Here is a 24,796-nt window from a genome sequence, read left to right on the forward strand (position 1 = left end):
GGTGTGAACCTTGGCGGGCTTTTTTGTGACTGAGATCTTTTCCCCCTCACCCCAACCCTCTCCCCCAAGGGGGCGAGGGGGAAAGGGGGCAGACCGAGTGCTGTTCAAAACCTGAGTTCGACTTGATATTTCAGGTCGGCGTATCCCGAACAAACAACGCGATCAGTCCCCTCTCCCTCCGGGAGAGGGTTAGGGTGAGGGGCTCTTGAAAAATCAGAACGCGCCCATGTAATCACGCTTGCCCACTTCAACACCGTTATGACGCAGCAACGCATAAGTGGTGGTGACGTGGAAGAAGAACTGCGGCAAGCCATAAGTCAGCAAGTACGACTGGCCACTGAAGCGCTTCTCTTTCGGCGTGCCCGGACGAGTAACGATTTCGATGCCTTCCTTGCCGTCGATCTGCTCTGGCTTGATCTCACCGATGTAGGCCAGCACCTTGGCGATCAAGGCTTGCAGCTCGGCGAAGGTGGTTTCGGTATCGTCGTACTTCGGCACTTCGACTTCAGCCAGACGTGAGGAAACGCCCTTGGCGAAGTCGACAGCGATCTGCACCTGGCGGGTCAGCGGGAACATGTCCGGGTACAGACGTGCCTGCAGGAAGGCGTTCGGGTCGATGTTTTTCTCGGTGGCGTGGGCTTCAGCCTTTTTCAGTACATCGCTCAGGGCGTTGAGCATCTGTTGAAAAACCGGGACGGATGCGGCGTACAGGGAAATGGTCATGGCAGTCTCGAGTAGTGGCTGGGTGGAACAAGGAGGCGATTATAGCCATGCTTGATGACCACACGGCTTGCCTTTTGTTTGGCAAGGATTAGGCTAGGCGCCTTCGACTGCAAAGGGAACGCGCGATGACCACTGAACCAGAATCCACCTTCGACGAGCCACGGCTCAATGCCACGGAAATCCGCATCCTCGGCTCGTTGATCGAGAAACAGGCAACCAGTCCGGAAACCTATCCGCTGACCCTTAATGCGCTGGTCACGGCGTGCAATCAGAAAACCAGCCGCGAACCGGTGATGAACCTGACTCAGGGTCAGGTCGGGCAGAGCTTGCGCGCACTGGAAGGTCGCGGTTTCGCCAAACTGGTGATGGGCAGTCGCGCCGACCGCTGGGAGCACAAGGTCGACAAGGCACTGGAACTGGTGCCGGCGCAGGTGATTCTCAGCGGTTTGATGTTTTTGCGTGGCCCGCAGACCGTCAATGAGCTGCTGACCCGCAGTGGCCGCATGCATGAATTTGAAGACACCGAGCAAGTGGTGCATCAGCTTGAGCGCTTGATTGCGCGCGGGTTGGCCGTGTTGATTCCGCGCCAGGCCGGGCAACGTGAAGATCGTTACACCCATGCGCTGGGTGATCCGGCGGATATCGAGGCGATCATGGCGGCACGGCAGAATCCGTCGGATCGCGGTGCGAGCAGTGGTGTTTCGGTTGAGCGTATTGAAGAACTGGAAGCGCGGATCGCAGCGCTGGAAGAGCGCCTGGCCCGCCTCGAATAACCACCACCGTTTTATTGTGGGAGCGAGCCTGCTCGCGAAGAGGTTCTGTCAGCTACATCATTTTTGAATGACACACCGCATTCGCGAGCAGGCTCGCTCCCACAGGGGATCTACAGCGAGCACACAATCTGTGTATGACAAAAATTCAACTGTGGGAGCGAGCCTGCTCGCGAAGAGGCCCGCCCAGCCACCACAACCCATCAGCTCCGGGCAAACTCCACCGCCGCCGCAAACTGAGCTTCATTCGGGCGCACGCCGGTGTACAGGACAAACTGCTCCAGCGCCTGAATCGCTATCACCTCAAGCCCGGTAATCACCTTTTTGCCTTCGGCCCGAGCACGCACGATCAGCGGCGTCTCCGACGGAATCGCGACCACATCAAATACCGTCTCAGCCGCAGCAATAACTTGAGGCTCGAACGCCAACTGCCCCGCCTCCGGCCCGCCATCCATGCCCACTGGCGTCACATTGATCAGCATCTGTGGACGCTCCTCGCCCAGTTCCGCCTGCCAGCGATAACCCAGCGAATCCGCCAATGCACGCCCGGCACGCTCGTTGCGGGCGACAATCAAACCGTTTTTGTAACCGCCATCGCGCAAGGCGCTGGCCACCGCTTTGGCCATCCCGCCGCTGCCACGCAGGGCGAAGGTCGAATCCTTGGGCACCGCGTGGGTTTCCAGCAACTGGGCGACGGCAATGTAATCGGTGTTGTAAGCCTTCAGATGGCCGTCGGTATTGACGATGGTATTGATCGACTGGATCGCTGCCGCCGACGCATCCAGCTCATCGACCAGCGCAATGCACGCTTCCTTGAACGGCATCGACACGCCGCAACCGCGAATGCCCAAAGCGCGAATGCCGCCCACGGCACCCGTCAAATCCTGACTGCTGAACGCCTTGTAATAGAAATTCAGGCCCAACTGCTCATACAAATGGTTATGAAAACGCAGACCGAAATTGCCTGGGCGCCCTGACAGGGACATGCACAGCTGAGTGTCTTTGTTCGGGTTCATCTGCATGAAACTTCTCCTTCAAACGCACTTTCGGATAGACGGGATTAGCCAGCCCATCGGGTTCTGAACGATCATTGAGGCCTGTTTTAAAGGTGTCTTTTGGCCCTTGCCTGGCCCGGTAAAGAAGCCGGTACAGACCTTACACAAAATTTACCCAGCGGCTGTGCTGATTTTCAGAATTTCGCTGTCTTAGAAGTATCCCCGCGACAACTGTGGGCCTGGTGCAGGCCCTGCCGCCGGGTCGAAGAACCGAGGACTTATCATGATTCGTAAACTCCCCATTCTGGCCTTGTTGATTGGCGCACTCGCTGTCACAGGTCAGGCAGAAGCCGGTGGTGGCCACGGCTGGCAAGGCCCTGCGGTGTTTGGCGCGATCGTCGGCTCGGCCATCATCGGCTCGGCACTGATCAACCAGGATCGGCCGGTGTATGTGCAACAACAGCCGGTTTATGTTCAGCCGCAACCGGTCTACGTGCAGCAGCCGCCACCACCGGTCTACTACCAGCCGGCACCGGTGTATGTGCAGCAACCGGTGTACATTCAACAGGCCCCCGTCTACTACGGTCCGCCTCGCGGTTATTACGGTCGGCCACATGGCTACTACGGCGGTCCGCGCTGGTAACCGAAACACAAGGCCCCGCTTTTATAGCGGGGCTTTTTTATGACCGTTGGTCGGCGAGCGTCTGAAAAAATCTCGCCAAGGTCGCTGTGAGGACAGTTTCACCGGCTAAAGTCGGCATGATTGAATGACCGCTATGTAGATTTCCACAAAACGGTCACTTTTTTGTCATGACGGAGCTGCAATCTGAATCCGTCCGTAAACAACAGGTTGATAACAACAAGGACGACTGTATGCCAACACAAAACCCGCACCGCATCGTCGGCCTGTGCACCTCCAGCAAGGTGTACAGCGCGCTGACAGAACTCAAGCACCTGGAAGGCCATCGCTGCGCGAAATTTCTCTCGCTGCTGGCGGAAAACCTGGTGCACAAGGGTTTGCTCAATGAGCGCGAAGTCATGCACATGCTTGATCAAGTGGTCGACTGAGCCAGCCCTCAACGGCGTCAATGACCACTATCGAAAGCGTTGATTGTCCGTAGAACCGGCGAATCTCTAAGGTAGCTCCATTGATAGATGGAGGTACTCGTCATGGCTCAGGTTCAAATCATGTCCGTTATCGGCAGCGCCGTTCCCGCTTCGCTCAGGGCCTCGGGCTTGCTCGCCTGCTGGTATCTGATGCGCGACGGCGAAGCGATCAGCGGCCCGCTCACTTCGCTGCCCGCCGCGCAGGCACTGTCACAAAAAATCGTCAGCGAGCTGTTCCACGCTTAAGGCAGTTGCACCTTGGGCTTGGTCTCGGCGAACAACGCCCAGCTCGACATGAACAACGCCGCGATCAGCGGCCCAATCACAAAACCGTTGAGGCCGAACACTGCCAGACCGCCAAGGGTCGAGATCAGAATCAGGTAATCGGGCATTTTGGTGTCCTTGCCGACCAGAATCGGTCGCAGCACGTTGTCCACCAGACCGATCACGAAAACCCCGAACAAGCCCAGCACCACGCCCTGCCAGATCATCCCGCTGAGCAGGAAATACACCGCCACCGGCGCCCAGACAATCCCCGCGCCGACTGCTGGCAGCAACGACAAAAACCCCATCAACACCGCCCACAGCAATGCGCTGGGGATGTCGAGAAACCAGAAAATCGCTCCGCCCAGCGCGCCTTGAGTCACCGCGACTACGAGATTGCCCTTCACCGTCGCCCGTACCACGCGGTTGAACTTCAACTGCAAGCGCCGCTTGTGGCCTTCCTCCAGTGGCACGGCGGTCCGCACCTTGCGCGCCAGTTCGGCGCCGTCACGCAGAAAGAAAAACAGCAGATACAGCATGATGAAAAAACTCACCACGAACTCGAACGTACCCTGACCAAAACTGAACGCTTGAGTGGCCAGGACCTGACTGCCCTGCATCGCCGATTTGACGATTTTCTCGCGCAGGCCATTGAGTTCGCCCATGCCGAAACGGTCGAGCAAGTGCTGAAAGTATGGCGGCAAGCTGTGCTTGAACTGCGCCAGATACGCGGCAATGTCCAGCTCACCGCTTTCGATATTCTTGTAAACCGTCGCCCCCTCCTGCACCAGCAACACGCTGACGATGATCACCGGCAAAATCGCGATGACCAGACAGATGCTCAATGTGCACAGCGATGTCAGGTTACGTTGCCAGCCGAATTTCGCCTGCAATTTGCGTTGCATCGGCGCAAACAGAATGCCGAGGATGACCGCCCAGAACACCGCACCGTAGAACGGCAACAGAATCCAGATGAAGGCCACCGTGACCAGCACCAGCAGCACGGTCAGGGATTTGAATTGAAGGCTTTTTTCGTTCATGTCCGGTCCATGTCAGTCAGGCGTCATGCACGCCCCGCTCCTTAGTCAGCCGCGGCGCGCACGAGTGCCATCTTTATTCATGGAGCATAGATCCAGATCAACAAACCCTCACCGCATCTGACTTACCCTGCCGCGCTTTTGCGACCGACACCGCCATGACCCCGATCCTCGCCACTCCCGAACTGCTCGCCCCCGCCGGCACCCTGAAAAACATGCGTTACGCCTTCGCCTACGGCGCCGATGCGGTCTATGCCGGCCAGCCGCGCTACAGCCTGCGGGTGCGCAACAACGAGTTCGACCACGCCAACCTGGCGCTGGGTATCCGCGAAGCGCAGGCGCAGGGCAAGCGCTTCTACGTGGTGGTCAACATCGCGCCGCACAATGCCAAGCTGAAGACTTTCCTCAAGGATCTGGCTCCGGTGATCGAGATAGCGCCGGATGCACTGATCATGTCCGACCCGGGGCTGATCATGCTGGTGCGCCAGCATTTCCCGCAGATGCCGATTCACCTGTCGGTGCAGGCCAACACGGTGAATTGGGCGAGCGTCGAGTTCTGGCAGCAACAGGGCTTGAGCCGGATCATTCTGTCGCGGGAATTGTCGCTGGAGGAAATCGGCGAAATCCGCGAACAGGTGCCGGGCATGGAGCTGGAAGTATTCGTCCACGGCGCACTGTGCATGGCCTATTCCGGGCGCTGCCTGCTCTCCGGCTACATGAACAAGCGCGATGCCAATCAGGGCACCTGCACCAACGCCTGTCGCTGGAAATACTCGGCGCAAGAGGCCACGGAAAACCAGCTCGGCGACATCGTCCAGACCTTCCAGCCCGAGCCGACCCTGGGCCTCGGCGCGCCCACCGATCAGGTGTTCCTGCTGCAGGAAGCCAACCGCCCCGACGAGTTGATGCCGGCGTTCGAGGACGAGCACGGCACTTACATCATGAACGCCAAGGACCTGCGCGCGGTGCAGCATGTCGAGCGTCTGACGCGCATGGGCGTGCATTCTCTGAAGATCGAGGGCCGGACCAAATCGCACTTCTATTGCGCGCGCACTACCCAGGTTTATCGCCGGGCGATTGATGACGCGGTGGCCGGGCGCGAATTTGATCGCAGCCTGATGACCGATCTGGAGTCACTGGCGCAACGTGGCTACACCGAAGGTTTTCTGCGCCGGCATGTGCATGACGAGTACCAGAATTATCAGCACGGCAGTTCGGTGTCGGAGCGTCAGCAGTTTGTGGGTGAGTTGACCGGCGAGCGGCGTGAGGGGCTGGCCGAGGTCAAGGTGAAGAATCGTTTTGGTCTTGGTGATCATCTGGAGTTGATGACGCCCACGGGTAATTTTCATTTTGATTTGCATGAGTTGCAGAGTGTTAAGGGAGAGGCGATCGACTTGGCACCGGGGGATGGGCACACGGTTTATGTGCCGATTCCGGAGGGGGTGGATTTGCGGTTTGGGTTGTTGATGCGGGATATCGGTAGTGTTTGAAAAGCCCCTCACCCTAGCCCTCTCCCAGAGGGAGAGGGGACTGATTGGGGGATATTTGAGAGGTTCACCGACCTGAAAATTCGTCGGTGAATCCACAATCGACTCTTCTGATCAAGAAAATCAGACTTGGCCGAATCCATAATCGACTCGATTGTTCAGGTCGGCGTTTAACCCGAGACACCTCGGTCGGCCCCCTCTCCCTCCGGGAGAGGGCTGGGGTGAGGGAAAGCTTTTCCTACGCAACAAACTCCTCCCGCAACATCGCCACAAACGCCTCCCGCGCCGGATGCACCCCGGCGTTTTCATGCCAGTAGAACAAGTTGTCGACGGCCGTCAGTTCAGCGAACTCATACCCCACACACCCAGCTCCTTTCGCGTACTGCTCAAACACGCCTTTGGGCACCAACGCCACCCCCGCCCCGGCACTCACACAACCGACAATCGCCCCATAACTGGCGAGACTGACGATCGGCAGCGACAACCCCTGACGCAACAGCCAATGCTCCAGCGCCGCCCGATACGGGCAACCTTGCGGCCACATGAACACGGTTTTGTCCTGCAGATCATCAATGCCGCGCACCGGCCCGAACGAGGTAGATGCGATCAACAACAACTCTTCGCGATACATCGGCGTGCGCTTGAGCTGCGAACGCTCGACATCCACCGCAACAATCGCCCCATCGAGGCGATGGCTGACAGTGTCGTCGAGCAACTGCGCCCAAGTGCCCGTGGTGAGTTCCAGCGCCACCTGCGGATAGCGCTGGTGAAACTTTGCCAGCAAGCGCGGCAAGCGCCCGGTCGCCGAAGATTCGATCGCGCCAATGCGCAACGGCCCGGACGGTTCGGACGAAGGATCAACCGCGCGTTTGGCCTCGGCGGTCAGTGCCAGAATCTTTTCGGCATAGGCGAGAAACGTCTGCCCTGCCGGGCTGATGCGCAACCCGCGGCCCTCACGCAGAAACAGCGCAACACCCAACTCTGCCTCCAGCGCCTTGATCCGCGCGGTGATGTTCGACGGCACACAGCAGAGCTTTTCTGCCGCCCGCGCGATGCTGCCGAGCTCGGCCACGGTCTTGAACATACGGATTTGCGCCAGCTCCATATCCATCACTCTGAGTGAACATTACGCACAGTATAAGTCAGTTGTGGCGAATGATTGGCGACCCGGATACTCGGCGCATCGACAGCAACGAGCGCCTGATCATGCCGCACCCTTCCCCGTTGAAAATCCTCTTGGCGACGGCCTTCGTCGTTGCTTGCTGGGCGTATTCGCCGACCGGCATTCACATCGGACTGCAAGCCTACGAGCCCGGGCATCTGGCGTTGCTGCGGTTTCTGTTGGCGTCGTTGTTCATGGCATTGATCGCCGCGTTCAAGGGCATTTGCCTGCCGCATTGGCGCGATGTGCCGCTCTTGTTTGCCTTGGGTTTTTTCGCCGTCAGCCTGCACCACGTCGCACTGAACATCGGCCAGCAAAGCGTCAGTGCCGGGGCTTCCAGCGTGCTGGCGCAATCGAGCCCGTTGTTCAGCACCTTGCTGGCGCGGTTTGTGTTCAAGGATCAGGTCAGCGCCTGGCGCTGGAGTTGTGTGTTGCTCGGGTTTGTCGGCGTGGTGATCGTGGTCAGCGGCGATAAGGGCTTGGGCAATATCGATGCGCACGCACTGTTGATCCTGTTGGCGGCGGTTTCATGGAGTGTTTACTTCGCCCTGCAAAAACACCATGCGCGGCGTTACGACGGTTTCAGTCTGGCGTGTTACGCGGTGTGGTCGGGGACGTTGATGCTGCTGATTTATCTGCCGGGGCTGGGTCAAGCTGTGCTGAATGCGCCGTTGCGGGTGCAGTGGGCGGTGTTGGCCTTGGGCGTTTTTCCCAGTGCACTGGCCTATCTGGCGTGGGGCTTTGTGCTCAAGCATGTGGATTTGAGCCGGGCGACGATGACGTTGTATTTGATACCGCCGACAGCGATGGGGATTGCTTCGTTTGGTTTGGGCGAGCGGCCGACGTTGCTGGTGCTGGCGGGGTCGGTGGTGGTGTTGATCAGTGTGTTGGCGTTGAATCTGGAGCGGCAGATTGGTCTGGTCAGGACAGCCCGGATCTGATCTGAAATCTGTTTTGAAGCGTATGCCGTCTTCGCGAGCAGGTCGAGTCGTCGCACCGTCGCTCCCACAGGGAAATGCGTTCCAATGTGGGAGCGAGCCTGCTCGCGAAGGGGCCAGCACAGACAACGCATTAATCAAATGCCAATCACCGATCAGCGCCGATCATCCGACAACGGCGTCGGCTCATCCGCGGGCGGCACATCCTCATCATCAGCCGGCGGATCCTGCCAATCCTCCGGCCGATCAGCATCGCTCAACGGATCACGCCCCGGGTTCATCCCCGGCGGTGCATCATGATCAGCCAGGGTCGGTTCATCGGTACCAGGCATCGGCCGGGTTGGATCGGTCGGCAGCACACCGCCCTGAAACAGCAAATCGTTAGCCATGACGCACCTCACTCAGGAGGTCCGGAATACCCGGGCCGTACAACTTGGAATCAGCCCTGTGTACGGCGTGCTATCGAACAGACCAACGGCGTTCAACCCTGCGCGGAAAAGCGGTCGCGGCTGTTGGTCAGGTGCAGCCACATGGCCGCCCGCGCGGCATCCGCATCCTGACGCTTGATCGCGTTCAAGATCGCCTCGTGCTCCAGATGAGCCAGTTGCCCGAGCTTGCTCAGATCCGCCGCACCACGTTCAGCAGCATTGAGCCGGTTACGCGGAATCATCGCACTGCCCAGGTGCTGCATGATTTCACTGAAGCAGACGTTGCCGGTGGCCTCGGCGATGAGCAGATGAAAACGTCGATCGGCTTCGACGCAACTGTCGTTGTTGTCCAGTAACCGCTGGTAGTCATCCAGCGCCTGACGCATTTGCAGCAATTGCTGCTCGCTCCGCCGCTGTGCCGCCAGTGCCGCTGCCTGGGTTTCCAGGCCCAGGCGCAGTTCAAGAATGCTGCGCACCCCGAGCGCTGTGTCGACATTCAGGCGCAAGCCCTGCTCAGGCGCGCGCTCGATGACGAACGTACCGATGCCGTGGCGCGTCTCCACCAGTCCCGAAGCCTGCAACTTGGAAATCGCCTCGCGCACCACGGTGCGGCTGACGCCGTGTTCCTGAACGATGGAATTCTCCGACGGCAGCTTGTCGCCGGGCGACAACTGGCCGAGCAGGATGCTCTGGGTGAGCTTCTCGACCAGGTCATGGGCGAGGTTGTGCGCACGTTTGCGAGCAGGAGCGTCGAGGTCTTCTTGCATGGTCGGTTCCGGTGATCGGGGCTTGCGGATCGTAGCACTGTGCGAGAGCGGACGAGATTGATTCTAGCACCACAACTTGTATGACAACATTCAAATTAGAGCACGATAGCTTCATACCTTTCTGGCGATCTGAACCGGTATACCGTAAAAACAAATCACGCATCGCCAGCCACAAACCCTAGCAAATACTGGATAAGAATACGAAAAAGCATAAAAACACGACCTCTCAGAGAAAATTAATCACTCCTCCCCACTTGTAGGACAAAAATTCTAAGTTGTATGATGTCTAGCAACAACGCAGCACCTGCCCTACCCCGCATAAAAATAATCAGTGGGAGAAAACCAAGTGAAAACCTCCGTCTCCGGGATGAACGAGGGCGTCGATTCGACACTCGCGTCCGCCATCTCGAAAGTGAAACGCCACGTCCTGCCGCTTTTCGTGATCATGTTCATCGTCAATTACATTGACCGGGTGAACATCGGTTTCGTCCGCACTCACATGGAACATGACCTCGGTATTGGTGCCGCCGCTTATGGCTTCGGCGCCGGGCTGTTCTTCATCGGTTACGCGCTGTTCGAAGTCCCGTCCAACATGCTCCTGCAGAAAGTCGGCGCACGCATCTGGCTGACCCGCATCATGTTTACCTGGGGACTGTTCGCCGCCGGCATGGCGTTCATCCAGAACGAAACCCACTTCTACGTGTTGCGCTTTTTGCTCGGCGTGGCCGAGGCCGGGTTCTTTCCCGGGGTGATCTACTACTTCACCCGTTGGCTGCCCGGCGCCGAACGCGGCAAGGCGATTGCGATCTTCCTCAGCGGCTCCGCCGTGGCTTCGTTGATCTCCGGACCGTTGTCCGGCCTGCTCCTGCAAATCAACGGGCTGGGCATGCACGGCTGGCAATGGATGTACTTCATTGAAGGGATGTTCTCGGTGTGCCTTTGCGTATTTGTCTGGTTCTGGCTCGACGCCAAACCTCACGACGCGAAATGGCTGAGCCGCGCCGAACAGGACGCACTGGTCAACGCCATCGACGCGGAACAGAAGGCCCGCGAAGCCGCGACACCGATCCGGCCATCGATGGGCAAATTGCTCAAGGATCGCCAGATCATCCTGTTCTGTCTGATCTACTTCTTCATTCAATTGACGATCTACGCGGCAACCTTCTGGCTGCCGAGCATCATCAAGAAAATGGGCGAGATGAGCGACTTCCAGGTCGGCCTGTTCAACTCGATTCCGTGGTTGCTGTCGATCATCGGCATGTACGCCTTCGCTTCGTTCTCGGCCAAGTGGAAACACCAGCAGGCGTGGGTCGCCACCGCCCTGTTGATCGCTGCTGCGGGGATGTTCATGTCCACCACCGGCGGGCCGATCTTCGCTTTCGTTGCGATCTGTTTTGCCGCGCTGGGCTTCAAGTCCGCTTCGTCACTGTTCTGGCCGATCCCGCAGGCGTATCTGGATGCCCGCATCGCGGCGGCGGTGATCGCGCTGATCAACTCGGTGGGCAACCTTGGCGGCTTCGTCGCGCCGACCACTTTCGGCCTGCTCGAAGAACACACCGGCTCGATTCAGGGCGGCCTCTATGGCCTGGCCGCGACCTCGATCATTGCCGCGATCATTGTCTTCTTCGCACGCACCACCCCGAAACCTGCTGCTGACATAGCCGTGGCCGATGCCGCGCCAAAGCACGCCTGACGTCCATTTTTAAAGATTGCGTATCAAAAGGATAAGAACATGACCGCACACGACACCGCCAAAGCCCCGATCATCACCGACATGCAAGTCATCCCGGTGGCCGGCCACGATGGCATGCTGCTCAATCTGAGCGGCGCCCACGGGCCGTTTTTCACCCGCAACATCGTCATCCTCAAGGACAACGCCGGCCACACCGGCGTCGGCGAGGTGCCCGGTGGCGAGCGCATTCGCCAGACCCTCGAAGATGCACGCAGTCTGGTAGTCGGCAGCCCGATCGGCACCTGGCAGAAGATTCTCAATCAAGTGCGCCAGACCTTCGCCGACCGCGATGCCGGCGGTCGTGGACTGCAGACGTTTGACCTGCGCATCACCATCCACGCAGTGACTGGCCTCGAAGCCGCGCTGCTCGATCTGCTCGGTCAGCATCTCGATGTACCGGTGGCGGCGCTGCTCGGCGAAGGTCAGCAACGCGATGAAGTAAAGATGCTCGGTTATCTGTTCTACGTTGGTGATCAGCGCGAAACCGATCTCGCCTATCGCAGCGAACCGGATGCCGACAATGATTGGTTCCGCGTGCGTCACGAGAAGGCCATGACCGCCGAAGCCGTGGTTCGCCTCGCCGAAGCGGCCCATGCGAAATACGGTTTCAAGGACTTCAAGCTCAAGGGCGGCGTGCTCAGCGGCGATGCGGAAATCGAAGCCGTCACAGCGTTGGCCGAACGCTTTCCCGACGCGCGCATCACCCTCGATCCGAACGGTGCGTGGTCACTGAAAGAAGCCATTCGCTTGTGCCGCGATCAGCATCAGGTGCTCGCCTATGCCGAAGACCCGTGCGGTGCGGAAAACGGTTATTCCGGCCGCGAAGTGATGGCCGAATTCCGTCGTGCCACCGGACTGAAAACCGCCACCAACATGATCGCCACTGACTGGCGCGAGATGGGCCATGCGATCCAGTTGCAGTCGGTGGACATTCCACTGGCCGACCCGCACTTCTGGACCATGCAGGGTTCGGTGCGCGTGGCGCAGATGTGCCATGAGTGGGGCCTGACCTGGGGTTCGCACTCCAACAACCACTTCGACATCTCGCTGGCGATGTTCACCCATGTCGCCGCTGCTGCGCCGGGCGAGATCACCGCGATCGACACCCATTGGATCTGGCAGGATGGCCAGCGTTTGACCAAGGCCCCGCTGCAAATTGTCGATGGTCTGGTGCAGGTGCCGAAGAAGCCGGGGCTTGGCGTGGAACTGGACATGGACCAGGTGGCCAAGGCTCATGAACTGTATAAAGGCATGGGCCTCGGCGCGCGGGATGACAGCGTGGCGATGCAGTTTCTGATTCCGGGGTGGAAGTTCGATAACAAGCGGCCGTGTCTGGTGCGCTGAACCTGATCTCCAATCCACCACGGTCCCTGTAGGAGTGAGCCTGCTCGCGATAGCGGTGTGTCAATTGATGTAAATGTTGACTGACACACCGCTATCGCGAGCAGGCTCACTCCTACAAGGGTTTTGCATTAACCAGAGATTTGCAGCAGCCAGGTTTTGAACGCTGTCATCGCCGCTGTTTCAGGGCGCGACTGCAACCGCGTCAACCAGTAACTCCCCGTCGTAATCTCGATCGCAAACGGCTGACAAATCGCCTCCGCCGCCAGTTGCCGGGCGAACATCAGCGGCGGCGCCAATGCCACCCCACCGCCCTGCAAAGCCGCCTCCATCATCGCCAGCGACGAGTCGAAAACGATGCTTTGCGGCGGTGCCGCTTGAGTCGCCAACCCGGCAGCCTGAAACCACTCCGGCCATTCATCCGTACGATAGGAACGCAGCAGCGTCTGCTGCAGCAAGTCCCCCGGCGAATGCAATTGCCGAGCAATTTCCGGCACGCACAACACCGACAGCGGTGCCTCAAGCAACCGCGTCGCTTCGATACCATGCCACGCCCCGGCGCCAAAGCGGATCGCGTAATCCAGCCCTTCTGCCGCCACATCCACGCGATTGTTGTTCGTCGACAGCCGCAAATCTATGAGCGGATGTTTCGCGCGGAAGTCCGCCAGCCGCGGCAACAGCCAACCCACGGCAAACGTACCGACCGCGCCGACGGTCAGCATTTCGCGGTACTGTCCACCGGCGAGGCGTTCGAGAATCTGCGCGATGTGATCGAACGAGGTGCTCAACACCGGTAGCAAGGTTTCGCCTTCACTGGTCAGCATTAGCCCACGGGGCAGGCGTTTGAACAGCGTGACGTTGAGTTGCGCTTCCAGGCTTTTGACCTGGTGGCTGACCGCAGCCTGGGTGACGCACAGTTCCACGGCAGCGCGGGTGAAGCTCAAATGACGCGCGGACGCTTCAAAGGCGCGCAGTGCGTTGAGCGGCAATTGCGGTCGAATCATGCCCAGTCCCAAATTTTTCTAATGGCTCGTGCGAGTTTTCGTCGTTTGTCGGTTGGCACCGCGCTGACTAAATTGGCGGCGCTGATCAGTCGCCCAACACAGAAATCGCCCGCAGTGTAGCGGGATAACGCTAGCAACACTCATGGAGAGTGGTTCATTCATGTCATCCATTCAATCGAGCAAACTCATTTCCTGCGCCGCATTCAGCCTGTTTTTCGGTGCCTCGTCCTGCATGGCCGCCGCGCCAACCGACGCGCAGTTACAGGCGCTGGTCAACGACGCTGTGACGCCAGTAATGCAACAACAGAACATTCCCGGCCTGACCGTAGCGCTGACCATTAATGGCCAACCGCATTACTTTAACTACGGGGTTGCCGCGAAAGACACCGGACAGACAGTCAGCGAAAACACCTTGTTCGAAATCGGCTCGGTGAGCAAAACCTTCACCGCCGCCCTCGCCGGTTACGCCCAAGCGACTGGCAAACTGGACCTGTCGACCAAGGCCAGTCAGCTCTGGCCTGAATTGAAAGGCAGCGCCTTCGACAACATCAGTGTGCTGCAACTGGGCACCTACAGTGCCGGCGGTTTGCCGCTGCAATTCCCGGACAACGCGGATTCGTCTGACAAGATGCTCGGCTATTTCCAGCAGTGGAAACCGGTGTATCCGGTAGGCAGCCATCGCCAGTACTCCAACCCGAGTCTGGGCCTGTTCGGTTATCTGGCCGCAAAAAGCCTCGGCCAGCCGTTTGATCAGGCGATGACGCAAACCTTGCTGCCGAAACTCGGTTTGCAGCACACCTACCTCAGTGTGCCTGCCGCGCAAATGGGCCTTTATGCGCAGGGTTATGACAAGAACGACAAACCGGTGCGCGTCACCCCCGGTGCGCTGGACTCGCAGGCCTACGGCGTGAAAACCAGTGCCGTGGACATGCTGCGTTACGTTCAGGCCAACCTGAAACCTGAAACGCTGGAAGCCTCCCTGCAAAAAACCATCGCCAACACCCACACCGGTTACTACACGGTCGGCGATATGACTCAGGGTTTGGGTTGGGAAATGTACCGCTACCCGATCAGCCTTGATCGCTTGCTGGCGGGCAACTCGACGGAAATGGCCATGCATGCGCACAAGGTGCAGTGGCTGAATCCGCCGCAACCTCAACCGCATGACGTGCTGATCAACAAGACCGGCTCGACGGGTGGCTTCGGGACTTACGTAGCGTTTGTGCCGAGCAAGGACGTGGGCATCGTGATCATGGCCAACAAGAACTTCCCGATTCCAGAGCGGGTGAAAATCGCCCACAAAATCCTCAGCGCTGTCGCTGACTGAAAATCAAAAGATCGCAGCCTGCGGCAGCTCCTACAAGATCGGGTTTTCACTCGGTCAATGTAGGAGCTGCCGCAGGCTGCGATCTTTTGTCTTTAAAGCTGCGCCTGCAACTTCCAGCCGATGACATCCATCAAGTCGCAACTGTCACGCAACGGGATCGCCATCACCCGGGCGAAATCCTGCAGCAGCAAGGCGTCGTGCCCTTTGCCCTCACCCAGCGCCAGAGTCTCCATCAATTGCGTGACACAGCGCAAACGGTAAGCCGCCGTGCCATGCAGCACATCCACCGGTGCTTCGCGGTCGATCAGCAGGCAGGGGATGGTGCAGTCGATGCCGGTTATGGGTATGTATCGAGCCATGTTTGAACCTCCCTGTTCAATGTTGCGTCGCCGCCGGTGGATCGAGATTGTCCAGCGCACGGTTGACCAGCAACTCGCCGAGGATTGCCAACTGCTGAATCGACAAGGCGAGACTGCGCGGTGAACCCTGCAGTTCAGTGGCCAGGTCAGTGGTCAGGACGTTGAGTGAGGCGAGGGTTTCGCAAGCGTGGCAGAGCAGCGTGGGCGTATCGATATCGGGGAAGATGGTGAAGACGTGGCTGATGGGATCGGGGTGATGCGGGTTGCGTAAGCGGGGGTTGTGGGCGTCGAAGGATCCTGAATCCATGGGGGACTCTGGAGGGTTTGGAGTATGTTTTTTCATTAGTAAAGACCTCTAAACATGGAAGAAAAAACTGCCAAACTCACTTCCACGAGAGGGTGGCAGCTTTGCGCAGGGGTGGAAGTCCGGGGAGGTCGAGAGACCCGGTGCACTCGAGAGTGCTCCTGCGCATAGCTGCCATAAGCAAACAATGTTGGCATAAAAACCGCCAACATGTGTTCACAGGCGCACATGCGCTCACGACCAACACCGGACTTCCACACCCGACCACTGTGTTTTGCAGCGGCCAAAGAAGACTATCCCTCCTCTCCCAACCCCACCAGTTCACCACTGCCGCCGCGACTTGCAGGAAAAATCCGCGGGGGTTGAAGGGGATTTGTGTCAGACGTTTCGGCCGGCACATGCTGCAACGACTTTGGGTGACCGAATGAATTCGTTGTATCTACACTGCATCGAATCAATCTTTGGACGAGGATGGCGTCGGGCAAAGAAACAGTCATCCGAAGGGCACAATGATGGAAATCAAAAGTTTGAAGCTTACGGATGTCGGACACTTTGGAGACATGGATATTCAGTTTGCCCCTACCCCGACACACCGCTCGAACATCACGGTGCTGGCGGGAAACAACGGCAGCGGAAAAACCACCATTCTTAAATCCCTGAATATTTGTCTGAGCTGGCTGATAGCAAAAATTCGCTCCAATAGAGGCAATGGCAAATACCTTGTCGATGAAGACATTCGCAACGGCGCCTCAGGAGCCGTCCTTTCGATTGGCATCACAGACGTTTCGCACCCGCGCGCAACTGACAGTGATGCGGGTTCCGAAAGCGAATTGTTCGTATGGGGCGCTGCCCGAAGTCGCCAAGAAGGTGCAGTCTCGGGCCGTGGATATTTAAACGAAGTCAGACTGCTTGCAGACCACTACCGCACTCAACTCACCGCCGACGATAGCGCCTCGCTCCCGCTGATCGCTTATTACCCAGCCGAACGTTGCGTTCTCGACATCCCGCTTGAAATCACCAGCAAACAAGCCTCTGATCAACTCGACGGCTATGACACCAGCTTCAACGGTGGCGCCGACTTTCGCGGTTTTTTCGAATGGTTTCGTGAACGTGAGGACAGCGAAAACGAGGACGGGATTTCCGATACCGCACTGGCCGAAGTCGCGGAAAAATTCGGTACTGACAGCGACGTTTATAAAACGCTCGCCAACTTGAAAGCCTCCTCCCGCGACCGCCAGTTGACTGCCGTGCGTTCGGCCATCGCCGTGTTCATGCCGGATTTCTCCAACCTGCGTGTGCAACGCAAACCACATCTGCATATGGCAGTCGACAAACATGGCGCGACATTCAATGTCACTCAGCTCTCGCTTGGCGAAAAGTCGATGATTGCGTTGGTGGGTGACATGGCCAGGCGTCTGGCGATGATGAACCCGTCGATGGACAACCCACTGCACGGCGACGGCATTGTTCTGATCGACGAGGTGGAATTGCGCATGGATCCGCAATGGCCGCTCGGTCTGATTGCACAATTAAGTGCGACCTTTCCCAATTGCCAGTTCGTGCTGACCACGCATTCTCCATTGGTCATAGGTGATACCAAAGGTGTGCTGGTTTACCTGCTTGATGAGGGCGATAGCCGTGGGTAGACAAGTTGCGGTGAGGGCGTCGGTGTCCGCAAATATGCGGGTAACGGAATAAACATTGTAGGAGTGAGCCTGCTCGCGATAGCGGTGTATCAGTCAACGCTGATGGTGACTGATACACCGCTATCGCGAGCAGGCTCACTCCTACAGGGGACGCGTTTTATTCAGTGACTGCGCGATCAGTCATCCGGCATTTCCGGTGGCTTGCTCGGTTTCGCAGGCTTGGTCGGCTTGGCATTCTTGGCACCTTTCGCCGGTTCCGGCGTAGCAGCAACCGGCGCCTGAGCCGCGGCGGCCGCTTCCTTCTCGGCCATTGGCATGGCGTCGATGGTGTCGAAGATTTTCTTCAGGTCCAGCGCTTTCGCCTCATCCCCCGAAGCCGAGAGTTTGGTCTCGCCGTCCTTGCCCACCAGGAACACTTTCGGATACGCCCCGGCACCCAGCTTCAGCGAACGCAACAGCGCCATGGTGTCTTGCTGGCCCATGTCCTTGCCGTCGAGCTGGCCGGCCATGTTGAGGATGGTGTAGACCTTGATGTTGCGGTCGGCGACGCCCTTTTTGTTGGCGGGATCCTCCAACGACTTCTTGAGGGCTACCCAGACGGGGTCGACGGTGCTTTGTGCGATCACGATCAGCGGTCGGGCGCGGCCCATATCCCCGGCGATGGGCGAATCGTTGTCAGCGGCGAACAAGGGGCCGGCAATCGCCAGCAAGAGTGTCAGGGTCAATGACCTGATGAGCATGCGCATCTCCTTTTGATATCCACGCTCTAATGATTGCGCATCGTGGCGATTGTTCCGGGACAACCCGGCAAATATCTTCCGCCTAGTCAGAAGCTTAGGACAGGCGCGACATTGCGCAACATATCCGAGGTGATCGCAACGCGGATTTGATTACCTTTTATGACCGCATTAGGGTGGTGGTTCTGCCCATGAAATGGAGTTCACCCGCATGCACATCGATTACCTGTGCGATCACCCCGAATTGATCGAAGAACTGGCCACGCTCAACTTCGAGGAGTGGGGCGAGTTTCGTCCCGGGCAAACCGTCGAGGACCGTATCGAACACATGCGCGAATCCTGCGGCAAAGGTGCAGTGCCGAGTGTCGTGGTAGCGCTGGAGGGTTCGCGACTGCTGGGCGGCGCGCTGCTGATCGAAAGTGATCTGAAGCTGCGCCCGAATCTGACGCCATGGCTGGCCGGGGTTTATGTGAAGGCTGAAGAACGCGGTCGCGGGATCGCTTCGCAACTGGTCAATCGCGTGGTTGCAGAAGCGGCGGCGCTGGGTGTGCCTGAGTTGTATCTGTACACCGACACATCGCAGTCGCTGTATGCACGGCTGGGTTGGGAAGTGGTTGAAGAACTGGTCTACGACGATTTGCCGGTGACAGTGATGAAATACGTCATTCAGCGCTAACCCGTGGTGAGGCGGCGCGCCGCAAGCTGTGCCGCCTCAGTCCAGCGCTGAATCGAGTGCCGAAAGCAATTGCGAAGGGTCGACAGGATGTCCCCCGAGTTTGAGTTCACCGCTGTCGAGTTCAACGCTCAACCTCACCGACGCCCGATCGCCCGGGTACTTGCGCAGCACCAACTCGATGTCATTGGCCGTCTCATCAGCGGTACCGAGCAAATCCCACAGGCTCTCGCTCAGATCCAGCAGCACTTTTTGCTGCTGCAGATCGACTACCCGTGGCGCATACAGCCAATGGCTCATGCGCATTTCACGCGGTTCGACGGTGATAGCGAGATGGCCATCGCAATGGACAGTGGTTTCAGACATGGCCGGATCAGAACGCCAGTTTGTAACCGATCAGCACCAGCATCGTCGCCAGGCACGGGCGCAGCACTTCATCAGAGATGCGTCCGGTCAGGTGGCTGCCGAGCCAGATGCCTGGCAGCGAGCCAACCAGCAAGAAGCCCAGCACACCCCAATCCATATTGCCCATGCTCGCGTGGCCCAGGCCTGCGACCAGAGTCAGCGGCACGGCGTGAGCGATTTCAGTGCCGACCAGGCGACGGGTCGGCAGCAACGGATAGAGGATGAACAGCGCAACTGTGCCAAGGGCGCCTGCACCGATCGAGGTCAGGGCAACCATGGTGCCGAGAACCAGACCGGTGATCACGGTCATCACGTTCAGGCGCGAACCGCTCGGGTTATAGTTGCCGCCGGCGCGTTTGTGGGCAAACTCAAGCAAGCGTTTCTTGAAGAAGATCGCCAGTGCCGTGGCGAACAGGACGAAGCCCAGCGCCTGTTTGATGATGGCGTTCATCGCGTCCGGCGCAGTGTGCAGGGTGCTGAGGAACCACAGGGTCATGGCCACCGCCGGCACGCTGCCGAGGGTCAGCCAGCCAGTGATGGCCCAGTCGATGTTCTTGTTTTTGCGATGAACGAGGACACCACTGGATTTGGTAATGGCGGCGTACAGCAGGTCTGTGCCCACCGCCGTTGCCGGGTTGATGCCGAACCACAACAGGATCGGCGTCATCAACGAACCACCGCCGACACCGGTCATGCCGACAATAAAACCCACCACCAGCCCGGCAATCACCAGGCCGAAATTCACCAATTCCATTAACACGTCCAGAAAAACGACAGGAAAAATCTGGCCCGCAGCATAGCGATTTTTCTTATAACCACATATATCGATGCGGTCTATCGTTATGCCATATCGAACTCAATACCCTTTCCCCCATGTGGGAGCGAGCCTGCTCGCGAATGCGGTGGGTCATCCGACATATTTATCGACTGACACAACGTCTTCGCGAGCAGGCTCGCTCCCACAGGTGTTATGGGGTGGCTGATGGATCAGTGCACCCGCCGTCCCGGTTTGAAGCTGTGGTTTTTGTTGATCCACACCGTGGCCAGCGCGATCAGCGACAGAATCAGCAGCGCCCACGGAAACGACATCGCCCCTGCCCGATCCAGCAGCAAGCCGCCGAACAAGCCGCCACCGGCGATCGCCACGTTCCACGAAGTGGTGAGCATCGCCTGCACCACGTCGACGTGATCACCGGCCGAGTCCGCCGCCGAGGTCAGCAGCAACGTGGCCGAGCCGCCAAACGACAATCCCCACACCGCCATGCAGGCGTAAATGACCAGCGGTGACGGCGCCGCCAATGCCAGTACCAGCGCCGTCAGCGCAAACACCGCGAGGCTGATCAGCGTCAGCCAGCGCAGCCAGCGATCCACCAGCATGCCAATAATCCAGATCCCCACCAGCGAGCACAGGCCAAACACCAGCAACACCAGATCGACCCGGTCAGCCAGCCCGGCCTGCATCAGAAATGGCGCGATGTAGGTATAGAGAATGTTGTGCCCGAGCATCCACGTCAGCACCACGAACAGCACCGGCCGCACGCCGGGCAGACGCAGCGATTCGAGCAACGGCAGACGCTCCTCGCTGGTTTGCCCCGGACGATCCGGCACCGCAATGACAATCCACGCCGCCAACACCAGCGCCAGTGCCGACATGATCCCGAACGACGCGCGCCAGCCGATCAGATTGCCCAGCCACGTCCCCGCCGGCGTGCCCAACGACAACGCCACAGGCGTGCCGAGCATGGCAATCGCCAGCGCCCGCCCCTGTTGATGCACCGGCACGATGCCGCGCGCATAACCGGCCATGATCCCCCACGACAATCCCGCCGCCATCCCGGCGAGAAAGCGCGAAGCCAGGGTCAGGCCGTAATGGCTGGAGAAGGTGGTGACAGTGTTGAACAGCAGAAACCCGCCGACCGTCATCAATAAAACCCGGCGCCGAGGCCAGCCCCGCGTGGCGACGGTCAGCGGAATCGCCGCGACAATCGAACCCAACGCGTAGAGCGTTACCAGTTGCCCGGCAAGCACTTCACTGACGTTGAGCCCGGCGCCGATTTGCGGCAGCAGCCCGGCGGGCAGGGTTTCGGTGAGGATGGCGATGAAGCCGGTCATGGCGAACGCCAGCAACGCGGCATAGGGCAGTTTGTCCGCACGGGCGGTGCGGTCGACGCGGCTGAAATCGGCGCTGGCGGGGTCGGTCATGACGGGTGCGGCTCCATTTTGATCAATAGCGGTGACGGATTGTATACAAAAACAACCTTCACTATTCGATCAATGTGGGAGCGAGCCTGCTCGCGAATGCGCTAGTTCAGTCAACACTTCAGCGCCTGAAGGACCGCATTCGCGAGCAGGCTCGCTCCCACATTGGATCTCTGCACACCACAAACCCTTGTGGAAGCTGCATAGATCGTCATCACCGCCCCACCAAACTCACTGCACCGGCAAGAAATTCAGGAACAGCAAACTCTGCGCGTAGTTAAGGCCGATCCGCCGGTAACGCTCGTCAAGCATCTGCGTGAGCAGATCCAGGCGCGCAACGATCTTGCTGAACTCGGTGGCAAAGCTCAGATTGGTGCCCTCCTCCGAGATCTCATTGGAAAACAGCAGCGGCTGACCTTCCTTGTTCTGTCGCTGGGACAAAATCCACGTGGCTTTTTCGATATTGCGTGCAGCGTTGTGAACGAATGTCGGGTTGATCGCGTCCGTCATGTAGAACTCGGTGCGATTGCCGTGGGCGGTGACCAGCATGCTGCCGATCGCATAGATGAAAGCGCCGACGCGGTCACCGAGAAACTCAGGGCTCATCGCATAGCTCAGCGCTGCCAGATCCTTGCGCCCGCCCAGCACCGGCAGCGGTTGTTGCTGCTCAATGGCCTGGCGCACCTGTTTCACGGCCGCATGGATATTGAGAAAGCCTGACTTGCGCAGCTCGTCCGGGTTGCGCAAGTACAGCTTGCTCTGCAAGCGATAGAGGCTGCTGAGGTTGTCGCGCATCGCCAGTGTGGCCATGCGGTCGACGCTGGTCTGCAAGAACTCCTGCGGCTTCCCCTCACGCATCTGGTTGAAGAAACCGTTGCCGTCCTGGTGACTGCAACCGCTGAACAGCAGCGACGACAGACAGGCCAGCAACAGGCACGGGCGGCGGAAAAAAGCAGCGATCGGGGCAAAAACTCTCGGCATGAAATCTCGAACAGGCACATTCCTGTGCGGCGGGAGTCACCGCATCCTGGCCATGGATAGAGCCGCCGATTGCGAAAAAGTGCAGTGCGCCGAATGCCCGGTCGTCCTTCGACCAACCCCGACCTGCAATTTAGTCTGTCTTTATTGTTGAAATAAACGACTAATCAGCTATAAATTTTCACTTGCTGAGCATTTAGTATGACTACTTTGTTTTTTCGGTGATTAACATACCGATAGAACGCCGCTTTCAAAAACAACAACAAAAAGGAAGGTCAACCATGCTTCAATCCCGTCACCTGCTCTCCGGCCTCGGACTGTCCCTGATGATCGCCACCCTTTCCGCCAACGCGGCCGGCCTCAGCGCCGAACACAAAGCCTTCGGCAAGACCAATGACGGCACGCCCGTCGAGCAATACATCCTGCGCAACAGCCACGGCATGCAGGCCACCGTCATCACCTACGGCGCGACCCTGCAATCGCTGAAAGTGGCGGACAAGCACGGCAAGTTCGACGACGTCGTGCTCGGCTTCGATGATGTACAGGGTTACCAGAAAGGCACCGCCTACTTCGGCGCGACCATCGGCCGCTTCGGCAATCGCCTCGCCGAAGGTGCGTTCGAACTCGACGGCAAGCGCTATCAAGTGCCGCAAAACGACAAGACCAACGCGCTGCACGGCGGCACGCTGGGCTTCGACAAGAAAGTCTGGAGGGCCCAGGAAACCAAGGACAAGGACTCAGTCGGCGTGACCCTGACCTATCTGTCGGCGGACGGCGAAATGGGCTTCCCCGGCAACCTCACCACCGAAGTGACCTATCGCCTCACCGACAACAACGAACTGCGCATCGACTACAAGGCCAGCACCGACAAACCGACCGTGCTCAACCTGACCAACCACAGCTACTTCAACCTCGCCGGCGCCGGCAATGGCGACATCCTCAAACAGGTCGCCACCCTGCACGCCAGCCATTACACCCCGGTCACCGCCAAGCTGATCCCGACCGGCGAACTGGCACCCGTGGCCGGCACACCGATGGATTTCAGCAAGCCAACCGCGATCGGCACGCACATCAAGGCTGATCATCCGCAGTTGAAATTTGCCGAGCCGAAACAGGGTGGGTTTGATTTCAACTGGGCGCTGGATACCAGGGGTGACATCGGTAAAGTTGCCACCGAGGTGAGCGATCCGCAATCCGGTCGCGTGCTGCAGTTGTTCACCACGGAACCGGGTGTGCAGTTCTATACCAGCAACTTCCTCGACGGTACGGTCAAGGGCAAGGGTGGCAAGGTGTATCCGCACTGGGGCGCGTTTACCCTGGAGACTCAGCATTATCCGGATTCACCGAATCAGCCGGACTTCCCGAGCACTCGGCTTGATCCGGGGCAGACTTACAGCCACAGCGTGGTGTTGAAGTTCTCCGCCAAGTAAAAACGAAGATCAAAAGATCGCAGCGTGCCGCAGCTCCTACAGTTAAGCGTTTTCCTGTAGGAGCTGCGGCACGCTGCGATCTTTTTGCTTTTTGAACCCCTGAGCTATCCTGCTGCCCACTAAAAGGTATCGACACATTCAGCAAGGAGGTTTGCATGCGTACCCTCGAACTGGCCGGCGTGCAGGTGCCGGTGATTGGCCAAGGCACCTGGCGCATGGGCGAAGACCGCTCGGCGCACAAGCGTGAAGTGGCAGCACTGCGCAGCGGTATCGAGCTGGGTATGAGCTTGATCGACACGGCGGAAATGTACGCCGAGGGCGGTGCCGAATCAGTCGTTGGCGAAGCCATTGCCGGCCTGCGCGATCAGGTGTTTCTGGTGAGCAAGGTCTACCCGCACAACGCCAGCCGCAAGGGCATCCCGCAAGCTTGCGAGCGCAGCCTGCGGCGGCTCGACACCGACTACATCGACCTCTATCTGTTGCATTGGCGCGGCCAGTATCCGCTGGAAGAAACCGTCGAAGCCTTCGAACGCCTGCGCGAAGACGGCAAGATCGGCCGTTGGGGCGTGTCGAATTTCGATGTCGATGATCTCGAAGAACTCTCCAGTTCGGTCTGCGCGACCAATCAGGTGCTCTACAACCTCGAAGAGCGCGGCATCGAATTCGATTTGCTGCCGTGGTGCCAACATCAACGCATGCCGCTGATGGCTTACTGCCCGATCGGCCAGGGCGGTGCCATGCTCGCTGAGCCGGTGTTGAAAGACATTGCCGCTCGTCACGGCGTAACCCCCGCACAGGTTTCGCTGGCGTGGATTCTGCGTCAGGATGGGGTGATTGCGATTCCCAAGGCTGTGCGGCCGGAACACGTGCAACTCAATGCACAAGCCGCGCAACTGCAACTGGAGGCCGGGGATCTGGCGGCGCTGGACCAGGTGTTTCAAGCGCCACAACGCAAGCAGCGGCTGGCCATGGTCTGAGCCAGC

At 58.8% G+C, this 24,796-nt stretch carries 27 protein-coding genes; 13 read left to right on the plus strand and 14 right to left on the minus strand.

Annotation, left to right across the window (positions count from 1 at the left end):
• Window positions 1–213: 213 nt before the first annotated feature.
• Entirely contained in the window at window positions 214–723 is a 510-nt protein-coding gene (locus tag QOM10_RS19205; RefSeq protein WP_150652255.1) for a DUF1993 family protein, read from the minus strand.
• Between the two features lie 125 nt (window positions 724–848).
• Between QOM10_RS19205 and QOM10_RS19210 the strand changes: the two genes are divergently transcribed.
• A complete protein-coding gene (locus tag QOM10_RS19210) occupies window positions 849–1,496 on the plus strand; it encodes a YceH family protein (protein WP_110719311.1) in 648 nt (215 codons plus the stop codon).
• 200 nt (window positions 1,497–1,696) lie between these two features.
• Here QOM10_RS19210 and QOM10_RS19215 read toward each other — a convergent pair whose 3' ends face one another.
• The gene (locus QOM10_RS19215) at window positions 1,697–2,515 is read right to left on the minus strand and encodes a shikimate 5-dehydrogenase (protein ID WP_160041047.1); all 819 of its coding nucleotides are present in this window, start codon (window positions 2,513–2,515) and stop codon (window positions 1,697–1,699) included.
• Between the two features lie 256 nt (window positions 2,516–2,771).
• Between QOM10_RS19215 and QOM10_RS19220 the strand changes: the two genes are divergently transcribed.
• The 3 genes from QOM10_RS19220 (at window position 2,772) to QOM10_RS19230 (ending at window position 3,841) form a co-directional block, all read left to right on the plus strand.
• Window positions 2,772–3,131 (plus strand): hypothetical protein, encoded by a 360-nt coding sequence (locus QOM10_RS19220; RefSeq protein ID WP_007917357.1) that lies wholly within the window; start codon window positions 2,772–2,774, stop codon window positions 3,129–3,131.
• Between the two features lie 230 nt (window positions 3,132–3,361).
• Window positions 3,362–3,556 carry a hypothetical protein gene (locus QOM10_RS19225; RefSeq protein ID WP_016984641.1) on the plus strand — a complete coding sequence of 65 codons (195 nt, stop codon included), beginning with the start codon at window positions 3,362–3,364 and terminating at the stop codon, window positions 3,554–3,556.
• Between the two features lie 102 nt (window positions 3,557–3,658).
• A complete protein-coding gene (locus QOM10_RS19230) occupies window positions 3,659–3,841 on the plus strand; it encodes a hypothetical protein (RefSeq protein ID WP_316916760.1) in 183 nt (60 codons plus the stop codon).
• Here QOM10_RS19230 and QOM10_RS19235 read toward each other — a convergent pair.
• Window positions 3,838–4,899 (minus strand): AI-2E family transporter, encoded by a 1,062-nt coding sequence (locus QOM10_RS19235; protein ID WP_064389213.1) that lies wholly within the window; start codon window positions 4,897–4,899, stop codon window positions 3,838–3,840. The genes QOM10_RS19230 and QOM10_RS19235 overlap by 4 nt on opposite strands.
• Before the next feature lie 155 nt (window positions 4,900–5,054).
• On the opposite strand from QOM10_RS19235, the gene yegQ reads away from it, so the two are divergent.
• Window positions 5,055–6,386, plus strand: a complete 1,332-nt coding sequence (gene yegQ / locus QOM10_RS19240) for a tRNA 5-hydroxyuridine modification protein YegQ (RefSeq protein ID WP_316916761.1) — start codon at window positions 5,055–5,057, stop codon at window positions 6,384–6,386.
• 235 nt (window positions 6,387–6,621) lie between these two features.
• Here yegQ and QOM10_RS19245 read toward each other — a convergent pair whose 3' ends face one another.
• On the minus strand, window positions 6,622–7,488 hold the full coding sequence (locus QOM10_RS19245; RefSeq protein ID WP_127929026.1) for a LysR family transcriptional regulator: 867 nt from the start codon (window positions 7,486–7,488) through the stop codon (window positions 6,622–6,624).
• Window positions 7,489–7,589: 101 nt separating this feature from the next.
• Between QOM10_RS19245 and QOM10_RS19250 the strand changes: the two genes are divergently transcribed.
• Complete coding sequence (locus tag QOM10_RS19250; RefSeq protein ID WP_316916762.1) at window positions 7,590–8,486, plus strand: DMT family transporter; 897 nt, start codon at window positions 7,590–7,592, stop codon at window positions 8,484–8,486.
• Between the two features lie 152 nt (window positions 8,487–8,638).
• On the opposite strand, the gene QOM10_RS19255 is transcribed toward QOM10_RS19250, so the two are convergent.
• Together QOM10_RS19255 and QOM10_RS19260 are read right to left on the minus strand one after the other, a co-directional pair.
• Window positions 8,639–8,872, minus strand: a complete 234-nt coding sequence (locus QOM10_RS19255; protein ID WP_122597345.1) for a hypothetical protein — start codon at window positions 8,870–8,872, stop codon at window positions 8,639–8,641.
• A gap of 92 nt (window positions 8,873–8,964) precedes the next feature.
• Window positions 8,965–9,678: a FadR/GntR family transcriptional regulator gene (locus QOM10_RS19260; RefSeq protein ID WP_127929029.1), complete on the minus strand. Its 714-nt coding sequence runs from the start codon at window positions 9,676–9,678 to the stop codon at window positions 8,965–8,967.
• 346 nt (window positions 9,679–10,024) lie between these two features.
• Here QOM10_RS19260 and QOM10_RS19265 point away from each other — a divergent pair, with 346 nt between their 5' ends.
• Together QOM10_RS19265 and gudD are read left to right on the plus strand one after the other, a co-directional pair.
• Entirely contained in the window at window positions 10,025–11,371 is a 1,347-nt protein-coding gene (locus tag QOM10_RS19265; RefSeq protein ID WP_316916763.1) for an MFS transporter, read from the plus strand.
• 39 nt (window positions 11,372–11,410) lie between these two features.
• Window positions 11,411–12,754, plus strand: coding sequence for a glucarate dehydratase (gene gudD / locus QOM10_RS19270; RefSeq protein WP_102901669.1), 1,344 nt, complete (start codon window positions 11,411–11,413; stop codon window positions 12,752–12,754).
• A 128-nt stretch (window positions 12,755–12,882) separates the two neighbouring features.
• Here gudD and QOM10_RS19275 read toward each other — a convergent pair whose 3' ends face one another.
• Window positions 12,883–13,755: a LysR family transcriptional regulator gene (locus QOM10_RS19275; protein WP_095050837.1), complete on the minus strand. Its 873-nt coding sequence runs from the start codon at window positions 13,753–13,755 to the stop codon at window positions 12,883–12,885.
• A gap of 160 nt (window positions 13,756–13,915) precedes the next feature.
• On the opposite strand from QOM10_RS19275, the gene ampC reads away from it, so the two are divergent.
• Window positions 13,916–15,082: a class C beta-lactamase gene (ampC, locus tag QOM10_RS19280; RefSeq protein ID WP_316916764.1), complete on the plus strand. Its 1,167-nt coding sequence runs from the start codon at window positions 13,916–13,918 to the stop codon at window positions 15,080–15,082.
• A gap of 92 nt (window positions 15,083–15,174) precedes the next feature.
• Here ampC and QOM10_RS19285 read toward each other — a convergent pair whose 3' ends face one another.
• Window positions 15,175–15,441, minus strand: coding sequence for a hypothetical protein (locus tag QOM10_RS19285; RefSeq protein ID WP_137219493.1), 267 nt, complete (start codon window positions 15,439–15,441; stop codon window positions 15,175–15,177).
• A 16-nt stretch (window positions 15,442–15,457) separates the two neighbouring features.
• Entirely contained in the window at window positions 15,458–15,748 is a 291-nt protein-coding gene (locus QOM10_RS19290) for a DUF6124 family protein (RefSeq protein WP_410479171.1), read from the minus strand.
• A gap of 506 nt (window positions 15,749–16,254) precedes the next feature.
• Here QOM10_RS19290 and QOM10_RS19295 point away from each other — a divergent pair.
• Window positions 16,255–17,391 (plus strand): AAA family ATPase, encoded by a 1,137-nt coding sequence (locus QOM10_RS19295; protein ID WP_316916766.1) that lies wholly within the window; start codon window positions 16,255–16,257, stop codon window positions 17,389–17,391.
• A 176-nt stretch (window positions 17,392–17,567) separates the two neighbouring features.
• Here QOM10_RS19295 and QOM10_RS19300 read toward each other — a convergent pair whose 3' ends face one another.
• On the minus strand, window positions 17,568–18,131 hold the full coding sequence (locus QOM10_RS19300) for a DUF4174 domain-containing protein (RefSeq protein WP_316916767.1): 564 nt from the start codon (window positions 18,129–18,131) through the stop codon (window positions 17,568–17,570).
• Between the two features lie 208 nt (window positions 18,132–18,339).
• Here QOM10_RS19300 and QOM10_RS19305 point away from each other — a divergent pair, with 208 nt between their 5' ends.
• Window positions 18,340–18,804: a GNAT family N-acetyltransferase gene (locus QOM10_RS19305; protein ID WP_127929035.1), complete on the plus strand. Its 465-nt coding sequence runs from the start codon at window positions 18,340–18,342 to the stop codon at window positions 18,802–18,804.
• 36 nt (window positions 18,805–18,840) lie between these two features.
• Here the strand turns inward: QOM10_RS19305 and QOM10_RS19310 are convergent, their stop codons facing one another.
• The 4 genes from QOM10_RS19310 to QOM10_RS19325 form a co-directional block, all read right to left on the minus strand.
• Window positions 18,841–19,167, minus strand: a complete 327-nt coding sequence (locus tag QOM10_RS19310; RefSeq protein ID WP_127929036.1) for a hypothetical protein — start codon at window positions 19,165–19,167, stop codon at window positions 18,841–18,843.
• Window positions 19,168–19,174: 7 nt separating this feature from the next.
• On the minus strand, window positions 19,175–19,960 hold the full coding sequence (locus QOM10_RS19315; protein WP_127929037.1) for a sulfite exporter TauE/SafE family protein: 786 nt from the start codon (window positions 19,958–19,960) through the stop codon (window positions 19,175–19,177).
• A 233-nt stretch (window positions 19,961–20,193) separates the two neighbouring features.
• A complete protein-coding gene (locus QOM10_RS19320; protein ID WP_127929038.1) occupies window positions 20,194–21,408 on the minus strand; it encodes an MFS transporter in 1,215 nt (404 codons plus the stop codon).
• A 228-nt stretch (window positions 21,409–21,636) separates the two neighbouring features.
• Complete coding sequence (locus QOM10_RS19325) at window positions 21,637–22,386, minus strand: hypothetical protein (protein ID WP_127929039.1); 750 nt, start codon at window positions 22,384–22,386, stop codon at window positions 21,637–21,639.
• 278 nt (window positions 22,387–22,664) lie between these two features.
• On the opposite strand from QOM10_RS19325, the gene QOM10_RS19330 reads away from it, so the two are divergent.
• Window positions 22,665–23,813 (plus strand): aldose epimerase family protein, encoded by a 1,149-nt coding sequence (locus QOM10_RS19330; RefSeq protein WP_127929040.1) that lies wholly within the window; start codon window positions 22,665–22,667, stop codon window positions 23,811–23,813.
• 155 nt (window positions 23,814–23,968) lie between these two features.
• Window positions 23,969–24,790, plus strand: a complete 822-nt coding sequence (locus QOM10_RS19335) for an aldo/keto reductase (protein WP_127929041.1) — start codon at window positions 23,969–23,971, stop codon at window positions 24,788–24,790.
• Window positions 24,791–24,796 lie beyond the last annotated feature (6 nt).

Origin of the sequence: Pseudomonas sp. P108, assembly GCF_032613195.1 — a bacterium.
In the GTDB taxonomy this organism is placed as follows: domain Bacteria; phylum Pseudomonadota; class Gammaproteobacteria; order Pseudomonadales; family Pseudomonadaceae; genus Aquipseudomonas.

What these genes read in the sequence shown, in the direction of transcription:
- QOM10_RS19205 (WP_150652255.1), bottom strand. Translation starts at nt 723, where the DNA reads ATGACCATTTCCCTGTACGCCGCATCCGTCCCGGTTTTTCAACAGATG.
- QOM10_RS19210 (WP_110719311.1), top strand. Translation starts at nt 849, where the DNA reads ATGACCACTGAACCAGAATCCACCTTCGACGAGCCACGGCTCAATGCC.
- QOM10_RS19215 (WP_160041047.1), bottom strand. Translation starts at nt 2,515, where the DNA reads ATGCAGATGAACCCGAACAAAGACACTCAGCTGTGCATGTCCCTGTCA.
- QOM10_RS19220 (WP_007917357.1), top strand. Translation starts at nt 2,772, where the DNA reads ATGATTCGTAAACTCCCCATTCTGGCCTTGTTGATTGGCGCACTCGCT.
- QOM10_RS19225 (WP_016984641.1), top strand. Translation starts at nt 3,362, where the DNA reads ATGCCAACACAAAACCCGCACCGCATCGTCGGCCTGTGCACCTCCAGC.
- QOM10_RS19230 (WP_316916760.1), top strand. Translation starts at nt 3,659, where the DNA reads ATGGCTCAGGTTCAAATCATGTCCGTTATCGGCAGCGCCGTTCCCGCT.
- QOM10_RS19235 (WP_064389213.1), bottom strand. Translation starts at nt 4,899, where the DNA reads ATGAACGAAAAAAGCCTTCAATTCAAATCCCTGACCGTGCTGCTGGTG.
- yegQ (WP_316916761.1), top strand. Translation starts at nt 5,055, where the DNA reads ATGACCCCGATCCTCGCCACTCCCGAACTGCTCGCCCCCGCCGGCACC.
- QOM10_RS19245 (WP_127929026.1), bottom strand. Translation starts at nt 7,488, where the DNA reads ATGGAGCTGGCGCAAATCCGTATGTTCAAGACCGTGGCCGAGCTCGGC.
- QOM10_RS19250 (WP_316916762.1), top strand. Translation starts at nt 7,590, where the DNA reads ATGCCGCACCCTTCCCCGTTGAAAATCCTCTTGGCGACGGCCTTCGTC.
- QOM10_RS19255 (WP_122597345.1), bottom strand. Translation starts at nt 8,872, where the DNA reads ATGGCTAACGATTTGCTGTTTCAGGGCGGTGTGCTGCCGACCGATCCA.
- QOM10_RS19260 (WP_127929029.1), bottom strand. Translation starts at nt 9,678, where the DNA reads ATGCAAGAAGACCTCGACGCTCCTGCTCGCAAACGTGCGCACAACCTC.
- gudD (WP_102901669.1), top strand. Translation starts at nt 11,411, where the DNA reads ATGACCGCACACGACACCGCCAAAGCCCCGATCATCACCGACATGCAA.
- QOM10_RS19275 (WP_095050837.1), bottom strand. Translation starts at nt 13,755, where the DNA reads ATGATTCGACCGCAATTGCCGCTCAACGCACTGCGCGCCTTTGAAGCG.
- ampC (WP_316916764.1), top strand. Translation starts at nt 13,916, where the DNA reads ATGTCATCCATTCAATCGAGCAAACTCATTTCCTGCGCCGCATTCAGC.
- QOM10_RS19285 (WP_137219493.1), bottom strand. Translation starts at nt 15,441, where the DNA reads ATGGCTCGATACATACCCATAACCGGCATCGACTGCACCATCCCCTGC.
- QOM10_RS19290 (WP_410479171.1), bottom strand. Translation starts at nt 15,748, where the DNA reads ATGGATTCAGGATCCTTCGACGCCCACAACCCCCGCTTACGCAACCCG.
- QOM10_RS19295 (WP_316916766.1), top strand. Translation starts at nt 16,255, where the DNA reads ATGATGGAAATCAAAAGTTTGAAGCTTACGGATGTCGGACACTTTGGA.
- QOM10_RS19300 (WP_316916767.1), bottom strand. Translation starts at nt 18,131, where the DNA reads ATGCTCATCAGGTCATTGACCCTGACACTCTTGCTGGCGATTGCCGGC.
- QOM10_RS19305 (WP_127929035.1), top strand. Translation starts at nt 18,340, where the DNA reads ATGCACATCGATTACCTGTGCGATCACCCCGAATTGATCGAAGAACTG.
- QOM10_RS19310 (WP_127929036.1), bottom strand. Translation starts at nt 19,167, where the DNA reads ATGTCTGAAACCACTGTCCATTGCGATGGCCATCTCGCTATCACCGTC.
- QOM10_RS19315 (WP_127929037.1), bottom strand. Translation starts at nt 19,960, where the DNA reads ATGGAATTGGTGAATTTCGGCCTGGTGATTGCCGGGCTGGTGGTGGGT.
- QOM10_RS19320 (WP_127929038.1), bottom strand. Translation starts at nt 21,408, where the DNA reads ATGACCGACCCCGCCAGCGCCGATTTCAGCCGCGTCGACCGCACCGCC.
- QOM10_RS19325 (WP_127929039.1), bottom strand. Translation starts at nt 22,386, where the DNA reads ATGCCGAGAGTTTTTGCCCCGATCGCTGCTTTTTTCCGCCGCCCGTGC.
- QOM10_RS19330 (WP_127929040.1), top strand. Translation starts at nt 22,665, where the DNA reads ATGCTTCAATCCCGTCACCTGCTCTCCGGCCTCGGACTGTCCCTGATG.
- QOM10_RS19335 (WP_127929041.1), top strand. Translation starts at nt 23,969, where the DNA reads ATGCGTACCCTCGAACTGGCCGGCGTGCAGGTGCCGGTGATTGGCCAA.